The organism is Roseateles sp. (genome assembly GCF_044373315.1).
Taxonomy (GTDB): Bacteria; Pseudomonadota; Gammaproteobacteria; order Burkholderiales; family Burkholderiaceae_C; genus JACDQM01.
Genome location: NZ_JBILQK010000029.1, coordinates 1 through 13,355, shown reverse-complemented (window position 1 = coordinate 13,355; position 13,355 = coordinate 1). Strand labels below are relative to the sequence as shown.

General features: G+C 65.7%; 17 protein-coding genes and 1 pseudogene. 16 read left to right on the top strand and 2 right to left on the bottom strand.

The features are described 5' to 3' along the window. Positions 1 to 54 precede the first annotated feature (54 nt). The gene (locus ACIQ67_RS09010; protein WP_397534031.1) at positions 55 to 1,530 is read right to left on the bottom strand and encodes a PLP-dependent aminotransferase family protein; all 1,476 of its coding nucleotides are present in this window, start codon (positions 1,528 to 1,530) and stop codon (positions 55 to 57) included. A gap of 73 nt (positions 1,531 to 1,603) precedes the next feature. On the opposite strand from ACIQ67_RS09010, the gene ACIQ67_RS09005 reads away from it, so the two are divergent. Genes ACIQ67_RS09005 through ACIQ67_RS08975 form a run of 7 tightly spaced genes read left to right on the top strand, consistent with a single transcriptional unit; the run spans position 1,604 to position 7,002 of the window. Further along, entirely contained in the window at positions 1,604 to 2,527 is a 924-nt protein-coding gene (locus ACIQ67_RS09005) for a DMT family transporter (RefSeq protein WP_397534030.1), read from the top strand. Next, positions 2,524 to 3,246 (top strand): aspartate/glutamate racemase family protein, encoded by a 723-nt coding sequence (locus ACIQ67_RS09000; protein ID WP_397534029.1) that lies wholly within the window; start codon positions 2,524 to 2,526, stop codon positions 3,244 to 3,246. Before ACIQ67_RS09005 ends, ACIQ67_RS09000 begins: the two co-directional genes overlap by 4 nt. Before the next feature lie 42 nt (positions 3,247 to 3,288). Then, a complete protein-coding gene (locus ACIQ67_RS08995) occupies positions 3,289 to 4,497 on the top strand; it encodes a PLP-dependent aminotransferase family protein (RefSeq protein WP_397534028.1) in 1,209 nt (402 codons plus the stop codon). Then, entirely contained in the window at positions 4,494 to 4,946 is a 453-nt protein-coding gene (locus ACIQ67_RS08990) for a GNAT family N-acetyltransferase (protein WP_397534027.1), read from the top strand. Before ACIQ67_RS08995 ends, ACIQ67_RS08990 begins: the two co-directional genes overlap by 4 nt. A 12-nt stretch (positions 4,947 to 4,958) precedes the next feature. Further along, entirely contained in the window at positions 4,959 to 5,801 is an 843-nt protein-coding gene (locus ACIQ67_RS08985; RefSeq protein ID WP_397534026.1) for a PhzF family phenazine biosynthesis protein, read from the top strand. After that, complete coding sequence (locus ACIQ67_RS08980) at positions 5,801 to 6,385, top strand: VOC family protein (RefSeq protein ID WP_397534025.1); 585 nt, start codon at positions 5,801 to 5,803, stop codon at positions 6,383 to 6,385. Before ACIQ67_RS08985 ends, ACIQ67_RS08980 begins: the two co-directional genes overlap by 1 nt. Beyond that, positions 6,382 to 7,002 carry a glutathione S-transferase N-terminal domain-containing protein gene (locus tag ACIQ67_RS08975; RefSeq protein ID WP_397534024.1) on the top strand — a complete coding sequence of 207 codons (621 nt, stop codon included), beginning with the start codon at positions 6,382 to 6,384 and terminating at the stop codon, positions 7,000 to 7,002. Before ACIQ67_RS08980 ends, ACIQ67_RS08975 begins: the two co-directional genes overlap by 4 nt. Positions 7,003 to 7,032: 30 nt before the next feature. Here ACIQ67_RS08975 and ACIQ67_RS08970 read toward each other — a convergent pair whose 3' ends face one another. Beyond that, positions 7,033 to 7,494 carry a c-type cytochrome gene (locus ACIQ67_RS08970; protein ID WP_397534023.1) on the bottom strand — a complete coding sequence of 154 codons (462 nt, stop codon included), beginning with the start codon at positions 7,492 to 7,494 and terminating at the stop codon, positions 7,033 to 7,035. A gap of 162 nt (positions 7,495 to 7,656) precedes the next feature. Between ACIQ67_RS08970 and ACIQ67_RS08965 the strand changes: the two genes are divergently transcribed. The 9 genes and pseudogenes from ACIQ67_RS08965 to ACIQ67_RS08925 form a co-directional block, all read left to right on the top strand. Further along, the gene (locus ACIQ67_RS08965; RefSeq protein ID WP_397534022.1) at positions 7,657 to 8,355 is read left to right on the top strand and encodes a cytochrome b/b6 domain-containing protein; all 699 of its coding nucleotides are present in this window, start codon (positions 7,657 to 7,659) and stop codon (positions 8,353 to 8,355) included. A 1-nt stretch (position 8,356) separates the two neighbouring features. Continuing rightward, a complete protein-coding gene (locus tag ACIQ67_RS08960; RefSeq protein WP_397534021.1) occupies positions 8,357 to 8,854 on the top strand; it encodes a GNAT family N-acetyltransferase in 498 nt (165 codons plus the stop codon). Between the two features lie 82 nt (positions 8,855 to 8,936). After that, positions 8,937 to 9,848, top strand: a complete 912-nt coding sequence (locus ACIQ67_RS08955; protein ID WP_397534020.1) for an SMP-30/gluconolactonase/LRE family protein — start codon at positions 8,937 to 8,939, stop codon at positions 9,846 to 9,848. 142 nt (positions 9,849 to 9,990) lie between these two features. After that, a complete protein-coding gene (locus tag ACIQ67_RS08950) occupies positions 9,991 to 10,533 on the top strand; it encodes an ATP synthase subunit I (protein ID WP_397534019.1) in 543 nt (180 codons plus the stop codon). Between the two features lies 1 nt (position 10,534). Further along, positions 10,535 to 11,404 carry a F0F1 ATP synthase subunit A gene (gene atpB, locus ACIQ67_RS08945; RefSeq protein WP_397534018.1) on the top strand — a complete coding sequence of 290 codons (870 nt, stop codon included), beginning with the start codon at positions 10,535 to 10,537 and terminating at the stop codon, positions 11,402 to 11,404. Positions 11,405 to 11,469: 65 nt separating this feature from the next. Further along, positions 11,470 to 11,718 carry a F0F1 ATP synthase subunit C gene (gene atpE, locus ACIQ67_RS08940; protein WP_105261674.1) on the top strand — a complete coding sequence of 83 codons (249 nt, stop codon included), beginning with the start codon at positions 11,470 to 11,472 and terminating at the stop codon, positions 11,716 to 11,718. Positions 11,719 to 11,754: 36 nt separating this feature from the next. Continuing rightward, complete coding sequence (locus ACIQ67_RS08935; RefSeq protein ID WP_397534017.1) at positions 11,755 to 12,225, top strand: F0F1 ATP synthase subunit B; 471 nt, start codon at positions 11,755 to 11,757, stop codon at positions 12,223 to 12,225. Between the two features lie 2 nt (positions 12,226 to 12,227). Beyond that, on the top strand, positions 12,228 to 12,761 hold the full coding sequence (locus ACIQ67_RS08930; RefSeq protein ID WP_397534016.1) for a F0F1 ATP synthase subunit delta: 534 nt from the start codon (positions 12,228 to 12,230) through the stop codon (positions 12,759 to 12,761). Positions 12,762 to 12,846: 85 nt separating this feature from the next. Further along, positions 12,847 to 13,355, top strand: a pseudogene (locus tag ACIQ67_RS08925) (F0F1 ATP synthase subunit alpha); the annotation flags it as partial.

Sequence of the window (13,355 nt, the reverse complement as noted above, 5' to 3'; positions counted from 1 at the left end):
GTGACTTTGAGAATGTCGAGATGCTAACTGGAACGCAAGACACCAAAACTGGCGTCACAGAAAGTCCTTGCGAGCTTGCGCGAGCAGGCGCCAGAAGCCCGCATCCTGCGCGGTGGCGAAGTTGATGCGCATCAGCGTTCCGGGCTGGCGGCTGGCGCTGAACAGCAGGCCGGGCGCGGTCAGCCAGCCTTCGTCGAGCAGGCGCTGGGCCAGCCGCTCGGTGTCGATGCCGGTGTCGATCCAGCCGAACAGCCCTTGCGGCGGCGTGACGAACTGGCAGCCAGCCTCCAGCGCCAGACGCACGACGCGCTGGCGCGCCGCGTCCAGCCGGGTTTGCACCCGTTCGGCATGGCGGCGCAGCTGGCCCTGCTCCAGGCACAGCGCCACGGCGCGTTCCAGCAGCGGGCTGGTGGTCAGCGTCTGCAGCAGCTTGGCGTCGGTCAGGCGGGCCGCACGCTCAGGGCTGGCGGCCAGATAGCCGACCCGCCAGGCCGGCGTGAGGATCTTGGAGAAGCCCGAGACATAGACCGTGCGCCTCAGCCCGTCCAGCGCCGACAGGCGCGGTGCATGGTTGGGCGCCATGAAGGCATAGGTGTCGTCCTCGACGATCAGGAAGTCAGCCGCCTCGGCCAGCTGCAGGATGCGGTGCGCGCTACTCAGCGACAGCGTGTTGCCGGTCGGGTTGTGCAGCACCGAGACGGTGACGTACAGGCGCGGGCTGTGCTGCTTGATCAGGAGCTCCATCGCGTCCAGATCCGGCCCGTCCGCACCGCGCGGCACCGGCAGCAGGCGCATGCCGGCCTGGCTCAGGCGGGCGAACTCGATGGCCCAGCCGGGCTCGTCCACCAGCACCGCGTCGCCGGGCTGCAGCAGAGTGCGCGTGATCAGGTCCAGCGCATGGGTGGCGCCCACAGTGCTGAGGATCTGCTCCGGCGTGGCCGCAATGCCCAGATCGGCCAGACGCTGCGCCAGCGCCGCCCGTAGCCGGGCATCGCCGCCGGGCTGGCCGTACTGCAGCGCCAGCTGCTCGGCGCCCTCGCTCTGCGCGATCACGCGGCGCATCGCCGTTTGCAGCATCGGAAGATCCAGCCAGTCGGCCGGCAGGGTGCCCAGGCCGGGCGCGTTGTGCGCATCGGCCTGGAACATGCCGCGGATCAGCGCGGTGACATCGAACGGCGCCTTGGGCGTCTGGCCCGGCGGCCGCCAGGCGCCGGTGCGCCCCGTGCCGGACGGAGCGCTGGCGCCGGCGCGCGGCGCGGGGGTCTCGCGCACGAAAAAGCCGCGCTGCTTGCGCGCTTCCAGCAGGCCCTGGGCCAGCAACTGGTCATAGGCCGCCACCACGGTATGCGGGCTGACGCCATGGCGCTGCGCGCACTCGCGCACCGAAGGTAGGCGGCTGCCCGGCAGCAGCAGGCGCTGCTGGATGCGCTCGGCATAGCGCTGGGCCAGCTGCTGCGCCAGCGGCATGCTGGCGCCGCGCGCCAATGGGGCAGCGGCCGCCATCGCGTGCCGGCTTGTGTCGGTGTCCATGCCAATACAGTGATTGTTGGTGTGATGAAAAGTGTACTGGTTCTGTATTGGTTGTGGCGCATAGACTGGCTGCATGACAGCCGCCACCGTCACCCCATCCAGCGCCCAGAGTCGCGGCCTGTGGCTGGGCCTGCTGGGGGTGTTCATCTTTGCGCTGAGCATTCCGATGACGCGCCTGGCCGGCGGCAGCGCCGAGGCGCCGCAGCTCGATCCGCTGTTTGTTGCGCTCGGCCGTGCAGCGTTGGCCGGCCTGCTGTCGGCCGCCTATCTGCGCCTGACTGCGGCGCCATGGCCACGGCGCGAGCAGTGGCTGCCGCTGGCCTGGGTGGCGCTGGGCGTGGTGTTCGGCTGGCCGCTGCTGCTGGGCTATGCGGTGCGCCATGTGGATGCCGTACATGCCTCGGTGATCTCCGGCGTGCTGCCGCTGGCCACCGCCGCGCTTGCCGCGCTGGTGCTGCGCCAGCGGCCTTCGGCCGGCTTCTGGGCCTGCGCCGTCGCGGGTCTGGCGCTGGTGCTGGCCTTTGCGGCGTGGCGCGGCGCGGCGGGCTTGCAGTGGGCCGATGTGCTGCTGCTGGCGGCGGTGTTGAGCGCCTCGTCAGGCTATGTGGGCGGTGCACGCCTGAGCACGCAGATGGCGCCGCAGCAGGTGATCTGCTGGGTGCTGGTGCTGAGCTTGCCAGTCACCCTGCCGGTGGGCGTGTTGAGCTGGCCCCAGGCGCCGGTGGCCTGGTCGGCCTGGGGCGGCTTTCTGTACGTGTCGGTGTTCTCGATGTGGCTGGGCTTCTTCGCCTGGTACCGCGCACTGGCGCTGGGCGGCACACTGCGTGTCAGCCAGGTGCAGGTGTTGCAGCCGTTTCTGTCGATGCTGCTGGCGGTGCCGCTGCTGGGTGAGCATCTGGATGCGATGACGCTGGGCTTCGGCCTGGCGGTGATCGCGGTGGTGTGGCTGGGCAAGCGCATGCCGGTGGATCAATTGACGCAGGAAGGGAAGGCATGAGGACGCTGGGCATACTCGGTGGCATGAGCTGGGAGAGCAGCGCGCATCTCTACAAGCTGCTGAACCAGCAGGTGGCGGCCCGGCTGGGCGGGCTGCACAGCGCGCGCCTGATCCTGCACAGCGTGGACTTTGCCGAGATCGAGGCGCTGCAGCGCAGTGGCGACTGGGCGGCCGCGGGCGAGTTGCTGGGTCATGCCGGTGCGGGTCTGAAGGCGGCCGGCGCCGAGGCCCTGCTGCTGGCCACCAACACCATGCACAAGCTGGCCGAGCCGATCGAGCGCTTGAGCGGTCTGCCGCTAATCCATATCGTCGATGCCACCGCTGCGGCGCTGCGGGCCGCCGGCATCCGCCGCGCCGGTCTGCTGGCCACGCGCTACACGATGGAGCAGGCCTTCTACCGCGAGCGCATGGCGCAGCAGGGCATCGAAACCCTGGTGCCCGAGCTGGACGAGCGCGACGAGGTGCATCGCATCATCTACGAGGAACTCTGCCGCGGCCTGATCCTGCCCAGCTCCAAGCTGCGCTACCAGGCTGCCGTGCGCGCGCTGGCCGAGCGTGGCGCCGAGGGCGTGATCCTGGGCTGTACCGAGATCGGCCTGTTGCTGGACCCGCTGGAGGCCCACTGGAGCCCGGTGCCGCTGTTCGACAGCACCGTGCTGCAGGCGCAGGCGGCTGTCGACTGGATGCTGGCCGCGCCTGATTCACAATCGATCCCTTAATCCGCCGGCACCTGACCGGCGGCATCCTTCGGAGAACTTCCCATGAGCACCGTCTGGACCCAGGCCCGCCGCGCCGCGCGCATGAACCCGTCCATCATCCGCGAGATTCTCAAGGTCACCGAGAAGCCCGGCATCCTGTCGATGGCTGGCGGCCTGCCCTCTGCGGACACCTTTCCGGTCGACGAGATCAAGGCCGCTTGCGACCGCGTGTTGAGCCAAAACCCCAAAGAAGCGTTGCAGTACGCTTCAAGCGAAGGTTTCGCGCCGCTGCGCGAATGGGTGGCGGCACGCGTGGCCCAGCTGGGCATCCAGGCGCGGCCGGATCAGGTGCTGATCACCAGCGGCTCGCAGCAAGGCCTGGACCTGGTCGGCAAGGTGATGTGCGACGCCGGTGCGCCGGTGGCGGTGGAAACGCCCACCTACCTGGGCGCGTTGCAGGCCTTCAACCCCTACGAGCCGATCTACGCCAGCCTGGCAAGCGACGAAGGCGGCGTGCGCCCCGAAGCCATCGCTGCCTTGCCGCATGATGCGCCGGGCACGCGCTTTGCCTATCTGCTGCCGAACTACCAGAATCCCACCGGCCGCGTGATGAGTGCCCAGCGCCGCGAGGCCGTGGTGGCCGCCGCGCAGGCTGCTCGCCTGCCCATCGTCGAGGACAACCCCTATGGCGATCTGTGGTTCGATCAGCCGCCGCCGGCCTCGCTGAGCTCGCTGTGGCCCGAGGGAAGCCTCTACCTGGGTAGCTTCTCCAAGGTGCTGACGCCGGGCTTTCGCCTGGGCTACATGATCGCGCCGGACGAGCTGTACCCCAAGCTGCTGCAGGCCAAGCAGGCCGCTGATCTGCACACGCCGGGCTTTAATCAGCGCGTCGTGCACGAGGTCATCAAGAACGGCTTCCTGGACCAGCATGTGCCCAAGATCCGCGCCCGCTACAAGGCCAACCGCGACGCGATGGCGGCCGCCATGCAGGCGTATCTGCCTGCCGGCTGCGAGTGGCAAAGCCCTGAGGGCGGTATGTTCTTCTGGGTGCGCCTGCCCGAGGGCTTCGATGCGATGGCGCTGCTGCCGCTGGCGGTGGAGGCCGGCATCGCCTTTGTGCCCGGGGCTGCTTTCTACGCCCAGCATCCCGATCCGCGCACGCTGCGCCTGTCCTTCGTGACGCTTACGCCGGATCTGATCACCGAGGGCGTCAGTATCCTCGGCCGCGTGCTGCGCGAAGCCATGGCCGAGGCGCCCGAGTTGACGCCATGAACAGCGCGGCCCCGTCCTGCCGTGTCGCCCACGACTGGGACGAGGCTGACCTGGAGCTGATCCACGGTTTCATCAGCCGCAGCTACTGGGCCGAAGGCATGCCGCGCGACTTGCTGGCGCGTGCGATGCGCGGCTCGCTGAATTTCCTGCTGCGCACCAATGGGGATGACGCGTTGATCGGCTATGCCCGTGTGATCAGTGATCGCGCGACGTTTGCCTATCTGTGCGATGTGTTCGTGCTGGAGGATTGGCGCGGCCGTGGCTTGGCCCGGAAGCTGATGGCCGCGGTGATGACGCATGAGGATCTGCAGGGCTTGCGGCGCTTCAGCCTGTTCACGCGTGATGCGCACAGTCTCTACGCTCGCCATGGTTTCAAGCCGCTGGCAGCACCCGAGCGTGGCATGGAAATCGTGCGGCCGGGCCTGTATCTGTCCCAATCCGAATCCTGAGGAGTTCCATCCATGAGCGAGCTGCGCCGTTTTGTCCAGGTCGATGTGTTCACGGCTGAGCCGCTGAAGGGCAATCCACTGGCCGTGGTGATCGACGGTGCCGGCCTGAGCGACGAGCAGATGGCTGCCTTCGCGCGCTGGACCAATCTGAGCGAGACCACCTTTTTGCTGCCGCCCACCGATCCGGCGGCTGATTACCGCGTGCGCATCTTCACGCCGGGTGGCGAGTTGCCGTTTGCCGGCCACCCGACGTTGGGCTCGGCCCACGCCTTCCTGGCCAGCGGCGGCGATGTCAAGAAGCCGGGCGAGGTGGTGCAGCAGTGCGGCATCGGCCTGGTCCGTGTCAAGCGCGACGGCGGCCGGCTGGCATTTGCGGCGCCGCCACTGCTGCGCAGTGGCCCGGTCGAGGAGGCGGTCTTGCGCGCGCAGGTGCTGCGTTCGCTTTGCATCGAGGCCGACGAGTTGCTGGATCTGGTTTGGGTGGACAACGGCCCGGGCTGGATGGCGGCGCGGCTGAAGGATTCGGCAGCAGTGCGTGCGCTCAAGCCCGACTTCATCGCGATGAAGGGACTCAAGCTCGGGGTGGTCGGCGCGCAGCCGGCTGGCGGCGCGACGCAGTTCGAGCTGCGCGCCTTCGTGCCGACGCTGGGTGTGCCTGAGGACCCGGTAACCGGTAGTCTGAATGCTGGCGTGGCGCTGTGGTTGCAGGGCGCAGGTCTGGCACCAGAGCGCTATGTGGCGGCGCAGGGCTCGCAGCTCGGCCGCGATGGCCGCGTACATGTCTGGCGCGAGGGCGAGGTCACCTGGATTGGTGGCGATGTGGCGCCGCTGATCCATGGCCAGGTGCGTCTGTGATGGAACTCGATCACTTGGTTGTCGGTGCCGCCAGTCTGGCTGAAGGCGTGAGCTGGTGCGAACAGGTGCTGGGCGTGACGCCCGACGCCGGTGGCGCCCACGTGCTGATGGGCACGCACAACCGCCTGCTCAACATCAGCGCCCCGGGCCAGCCGCGCTGCTATCTGGAGATCATCGCCGTCGACCCCGCAGCGCCGGGGCCGGAAGGCCGTGCGCGCTGGTTCGATCTCGATCAACCGTCGCTGCAGCAAGCGCTGCGTGAACGTGGGCCTGGCCTGATCCACTGGGTCGCGCGTGTGCCCAATTTGGATGCAACGCTGGCGCACTGGCGCAGCGAGGGACTTGACCCAGGCACCGCGGTCGAAGCCTCGCGGGGCGCGCTGCGCTGGCGCATCGCCTTGCGCGACGATGGCCTTCGCCTGCGGCGCGAAGGCGTGCCGGTGCTGATCGAATGGGGTGATGCGCATCCGACGGAAACGCTGCCGGACCGCGGCCTGCGTTTATTCGACTTCAATGCGCATGACGGCCTGACTGCGCGGCTGGCAACGCCGCTCGGCGATGTTGAACTGGCGTCGATCGCATGAGCACGGCTGTGCGTGTGCTCGGCAGGGCGGGCTCGATCAATGTGCGCAAGGTCTTGTGGACCTGCGCCGAGCTGGGCCTGGACTTTCGGCGTGAAGATGTGGAGGTGTCGAGCCAGGCCTTTCGCGCGCTCAATCCGAACGCCATGATGCCGGTGCTGCTGGACGGTGACTTCGTGCTGTGGGAGAGCAACAGCATCTGCCGCTATCTCGCAGGCCGCGAGTTCCGCGAGGACCTGCTGCCCGCAGCCGCACGGCCGCGCGCGCGGGTTGAGCAATGGATGGACTGGCAGGCCGGCGAGCTGAACAACAGCTGGCGCTATGCCTTTATGGGGCTGGTGCGAGGCAGCGCAGCGCACCAGGACGCCGGCCTGCGCGAGGCCAGCATCGCGAACTGGAACCGGCACATGGCGATGCTCGACGAGCAGCTGCAACACAGCGATGGCGCCTTCGTGCTGGGCTCATCGCTCAGCCTGGCGGATGTGGTGCTCGGGCTGTCGACGCACCGCTGGCTGGCGACGCCTATGGACAAGCCGGCACTGCCAGCGGTCCGGGCCTATTACGAGCGCTTGTGTGAGCGCCCGGCTTTCGCGGCGTATGGCCGCGATGCCGGCCCTTGAGCGGACGCTAGCGAAGGGGCCGGTATTGGCTTACTGGTTGCGGAAGTCGTCGTGGCAGGCCTTGCAGGTGGCCGCGGCACTGCCGAAGGCGGCCTTGAGCTGGTCGAGGTTGTTGGCCTTGGCCGCTGCAGCCAGCTTGGCGACTTCGTCCTGCATCTTCTTGGCGCCCGCATCGAACTTGGCGCGCTCGCTCCAGACATTGGCCTTCGGCGTGCCCTTTTCGGTGCCCGAGGTGCCGTCAACGAAGCCCGCGAAGGGCAGCTTGGACAGGTCGGCCACGATCTCGGCATTGGCGGCAGCCGCGGCGCCGTCAAAAGGCACGCGGCCCTGGGCCATGGCGCCGATGCGGCTGAAGTGCGTGGCCATCACGGTGAAGGCCGCCTTGCGGTACTTGACCGCGTCCTCCGGCTTCTGAAACTGCGCTGCAGCCGGCAGCGCGCTGCACAGGCCGACGACAGCACTGATGCCGATCACGAGATGCTTGATGATCATGCTGGAATTCCTTGCGTTGGGTGAGGACCGTGTGAAGTGGCGCGGAGCTATCGGCCCCTGCGCTGATGCAGTGTACGGAGTCAGGAGGATGTTTGCAGCACTGGGCTGGGGACAGTTCTTGCGGTATCGTCCTCGACCATCATGTGATCAGGAGTGGGCGGAATGAGTGAAGCCTCTTCCGAGCCTGGGACGGTTCGGGTACGGATCTGGGACTTGCCGACGCGTCTGTTTCACTGGCTGCTCGCCGCCTGTGTGGTCGGCGCAGTGATCAGCGCCAAGATCGGCGGAAACGCCATGGTCTGGCATATGCGGCTCGGCTACGCGGTGCTGGCGCTGCTGCTGTTCCGCCTGGTCTGGGGATTGGTGGGGGGGCGCTGGTCGCGTTTTTCCAGCTTCATCTATGGGCCGAACGCCTATTGGCGCTATCTCAGCGGGCGTGTTCGCAGCGGGGACCGGTTTGACGTGGGCCACAACCCGCTCGGCGCGCTGTCCGTGTTCGCCATGCTGGCCTGGCTTGGGCTGCAGGTGGGCTCCGGCCTGATCGCCGATGACGAGATCGCGATCACCGGGCCGCTGGTGCGCTTTGTCTCGATCGAGACCAGCTTGTCATGGACGGCGCATCACAAGACCTGGGGGCAGTGGCTGCTGTTTGGCCTGATCGGCCTGCACCTGGCGGCGATTGCCTTTTATCGCTGGCGACAGGGCAAGAACCTGGTCGCCGCGATGATCACAGGTGACAAGGCGCTGGAGGCTTCGGTTCCGGCGTCGCGTGACACCGCAGCGAAGCGCCTGTTGGCTCTGCTGCTGCTGGGCCTCGCCGCTGCAGCCGTGTATGCGCTGATCGGACTGGGTGCCGCGTGATATGAGCGATGCGCTGCCTGAGATCGAGTTGCTGAGCCCGCAGGATGCACAAGGCTGGGGCGACACACGGGCCATCTTGCGTGACTACGCCAACAGTCTGGATGTGGACCTTTGCTTTCAGGGCTTCGAAGAGGAGTTGGCCCAGCTGCCTGGCGCCTATGCGCCGCCGTCAGGGCTGATGCTGCTGGCCATTGTTGACGGTGCCGTGGCTGGCTGCGGCGCGTTTCGCAACCTGCCAGACGCCGACTACCCGAATGCCTGCGAGATGAAGCGGCTTTTCGTCCGACCCGCGTTCCGGCGCTTCGGCCTCGGCCGTCTGCTGGCACAGGCGCTGATGGACAGGGCCTCGCAAGCCGGCTACTCGTCCATGCTGCTGGATACGCTGGACGAGATGGAGGCAGCCCGCGGCTTGTACGAGAGCCTGGGATTCGAAGAGGTGCCGCCGTTCTATTTCAATCCGCTTCCCGGGGCACACTATCTGCGCGTGGTGCTGGGCTGAGCGTGTGGCCCGCCGATTTCGGGCCGGGTAGTTTCATTAGGTTACGCGGCTAGCATCGACGTTTGCGTCAAGCTTGCAGCCTATGTCCTCAACATCGCCCACCTACGCATTCCAGCTGGCGAGTCCGGCCCTGTCCGGACTTGGCGAGTCACCGCTGTGGAGTGTTCAAGAGCAGTGCCTTTACTACGTCGACATTGCCGAGAAGCAGGTCTTGCGCCTGCATCCCGATAGCGGTGCACTTCAGCGCTGGCAGCTTCAGCAGGAGCCCGGCTGCATTGCCTTGATCGAAGGCGGAGGCTTGTTGGTGGCGCAGCGCGATGGACTTTGGCGCCTGGATCTCTCGACAGGGGATCTGCGGCAGGTCGCCCAGGCGCCCTATGACCCGGCGCGCCAGCGTTTCAACGATGGCCGCGTCGATGCAGCAGGGCGCTTCTGGGTCGGCACATTGGATGACGCGCGTGAACCGAATGCGCAGCTGTATCGTTTCGAGGCGGGGCGTTTCGAGTCGATGGCTGGCGGCATCGCAAACTCCAATGGGCTGGCCTGGAGTCCGGAGCAGCGTCGTCTGTACTGGGCCGATACCAAGGGCCATCGGGTCTGGTCCTACGAGTTCGACCTGGCGCAAGGCCGCTTGGGCGATCGTGAGTTGTTCGCGGCCTTTGAGCCGCGGCTTGCCGGGCAAGCGCTGGACGCCTATCAGGGGCGCCCCGATGGTGCTGCGGTGGATGTCGAGGGCTGCTACTGGGTGGCCATGTATGAGGGTCAGCGCCTGCTGCGGCTGTCGCCGACAGGGCAACTGCTGACCACACTGAAATTGCCTGTTCGGTGTCCGACCATGCCCTGCTTTGGGGGCCCTGACCTGCGCACCCTCTACATCACCACGGCCCGGCAGGGCCGACCGCCAGACGAGCTGGAGGTTCAGCCCTTGGCGGGTGCGGTGATGCAGTTGCGGGTGGATGTGCCGGGTCTGGCGCCGAACCGGGTTCGACTCTGAGCCCTGCCAGAAGTCACGGCGCCTGACAAGACGAGCGCAGGGTCAAGCGCTGCTCTGTCGGCGTACAGCATCAAGGGGCTTGTCGGGGCAGTCAGGGTTTCCACATATAATCTGCGGGTTTTGCCGACAGCCCCTAGCCACCGTGACCCCTGAAGACACGCGTGCGCGCCTCAACCCTGATTTCATCCGGGACAAGGCGGCACCCCCAGATTGGGATCGCGATAGCCAGCTAGATGCGGTCGACGAAGCGGCCTTCAAGCCCCTGACGCGTGATCAAGCGCAGGCCTTGCGGGCCAAAAACCCGGCGCTATCGCCTTGGCAGGTGGTGACCGCTCAGGCGGTGTCGGGTTTGGTTTTGGTTGTGCTCTGGTGGTTGTTCACGCTGGAGGGCAGCAAGGCGTGGTCGGCGTTGTATGGCGCGATCGCGGTGGTGGTGCCGAATGCCTTGATGGCGTGGGGCGCAACCCGACGCTCGGTGACAAATGCGGGGGCAGCGTTGCTCTCGCTGATGTTCTGGGAGTTGATCAAGGTTTTGCTGACCATTGCCATCCTTGTGGCAGTGATCAAGCAGGTGGACGATCTGAGTTGGCTGGCCCTGCTGCTGACCATGATCGGATGCCTGAAAGTTAATTGGCTGGTCCTGCTTGCGCGGGGCCGATTCAAGAAAATTAGCGACGGAAACTGAAATGGCAGCCGAAGGACACGCGCCCAGCGCTGGTGAGTACATCACTCACCACCTGCAACACCTGCAGAAGAACTTCTCGTTCGAGAGCGTCAAGCAGACGAGCATCGTCGACTTCAGCCTGTTCAATCTGGACTCGGTGTTCTTCTCCGTGGTGCTGGGCACCCTGGGTTGCTTCTTCCTGTGGCGCGCGGCGCGCAAAGCCACCTCCGGCGTGCCGGGTCGCTTTCAGGCGGCGGTCGAGATCCTGTCCGAGATGGTCGAGAACCAGGCCAAGGGCGTGATCCACAACGCCGCCAGCCGCAAGCTGGTGTCGCCGCTGGCCCTGACCGTGTTCGTCTGGATTTTCCTGATGAACGCCATGGACATGCTGCCTGTGGACCTGATTCCGGCCATCTGGCACAGCGTTGGCCCGGCCATGGGCTTCAAGGACTACATGCGCGTCGTGCCGACGGCCGATCTGTCCACCACCCTGGGTCTGTCGACCAGTGTCCTGCTGATGTGCGTGTTCTACAACATCAAGATCAAGGGCCTGGGCGGCTGGGGGCATGAGCTGATCTCTGCGCCCTTCGGTGCGCATCCGCTGCTGTGGCCTTTCAATTTCCTGATGCAGATGATCGAGTTCGTCGCCAAGACGGTCTCTCATGGCATGCGACTGTTCGGCAATATGTTTGCCGGCGAATTGGTGTTCATGCTGATCGCGCTGATGGGTGGCGCGTTCGCAATGTCGGCTACGGGCTTTGGCCTGGCCATTGGCCATGTCATCGCCGGTACGGTGTGGACGCTGTTCCACATTCTCGTGATCACGCTGCAAGCCTTCATCTTCATGATGCTGACGCTGATCTACATCGGACAGGCGCACGACGCGCACTGATTCGATAACGCTCTCGCTTTTCTTTCCCTTCCCTTTTCCTTTCTTTCATCTCTCTAGGAGCAATCATGGAAAACATCCTCGGCCTCGTGGCACTGGCTTGCGGCATCATCGTTGGTCTGGGCGCTATCGGCGCTTCCATCGGCATCGCGCTGATGGGCGGCAAGTTCCTGGAGTCGTCGGCTCGCCAGCCTGAGCTGATGAACGAACTGCAAACCAAGATGTTCATCTTGGCCGGTCTGATCGACGCTGCTTTCCTGATCGGTGTGGCTATCGCTCTGCTGTTCGCGTTCGCAAACCCCTTCGTCCTGAAGTAATCACCGCTTCCCTTTCACGACCGAAAGGATTTAGCCGTGAATATCAACGCAACACTGTTCATCCAGGCGATCGTCTTCGCGATCCTGGTGTGGTTCACGATGCGTTTCGTCTGGCCGCCGATCACCAAGGCGCTGGACGAGCGTGCCGAGAAGATCCGCGACGGCCTGGCCGCTGCGGACAAGGCAAAGACCGAGCTGGCGACCGCCAACAAGAAGGTGGACGAGCAACTCGCGCAGACGCGCAACGAAACCACCAAGCTGCTGGCTGATGCTGAAAAGCGCGCCGCTGCCATCGTGGACGAAGCGAAGAAGCGTGCCGAGGAAGAAGGCGCCAAGATCGTGGCCGCTGCCAAGGCTGATGCTGACCAGCAGTCCACGCGTGCCCGTGAAGCCCTGCGCGAGCAGGTTGCAGCACTGGCCGTCAAGGGCGCCGAGCAAATCCTGCAGCGCGAGGTCAATGCCAGCGTGCATGCCGAATTGCTGGGCCGTCTGAAGACGGAGCTGTAATCATGGCTGAGCTCGCAACCATTGCCCGTCCGTACGCTGAAGCGCTCTATCAGGTCGCGAAGAAGCATGATGTGAAGGCCTGGGGCCAGGCGCTCGATGCGCTGTCCCAGGTTGCACAGGATGCTGATCTGCGCCAATTCGCCGACAACCCCAAGGTCAGTGTCGACCAGGTCTATGCCGTGATGACGGCAGCGGCCAAGCAGACCCTGGCCCCGGAGCTGCAGAACTTCCTGCGAGCGGTGATCGAGAACTCGCGCCTGGATGCGCTGCCGGCGGTGGTCGGGCAGTTCCATGTCCTGGCCAACGCGGCGGATGGCGTGGCTGACGCGCACATCTACAGCGCCTATCCCATCGAGCCCGCCCAGCTGGCCGAAGTGATGGGTTCGCTGGAGAAGCGCTTCGGTCGCAAGCTCTTGCCCCAAGTCTCGCTGGAGCCTTCACTGATTGGCGGCATCCGGGTTGTGGTCGGTGACGAGGTGCTTGACACCTCGATCAAGGCCCGCCTGGAGCGCATGAAAGTGGCACTCGCAGCCTGAACGCTAGCGCGAAGACACCTATTCCGATTCATCCCTGTGTCACCCGCGCTCTGGCAACAGACGCCCGACCAGATGGGAGCAAGCAATGCAACTGAATCCTGCTGAAATTTCCGAACTGATCAAGAGCCGCATCGAGGGTCTTGGCGCATCGACGGACGTCCGCAACCAGGGCACCGTGGTGTCCGTTTCCGACGGCATCGTCCGCGTCCACGGCCTGTCCGATGTGATGCAAGGCGAAATGCTGGAGTTCCCGGCTGATGCAGCCGGCCAGCCGTCCTACGGCCTGGCTCTGAACCTCGAGCGTGACTCCGTCGGCGCCGTGATTCTGGGTGCCTACGAGCACATCTCCGAAGGCGACACCGTGAAGTGCACGGGCCGCATTCTGGAAGTGCCCGTTGGCCCCGAACTCATCGGCCGCGTGGTTAACGCCCTGGGCCATCCGATTGACGGCAAGGGCCCGATCAACGCCAAGATGACGGACGTGATCGAAAAGGTCGCTCCTGGCGTGATCGCACGTAAGTCGGTGGACCAGCCGGTGCAGACCGGTCTGAAGTCGATCGACTCGATGGTGCCCGTCGGCCGTGGCCAGCGCGA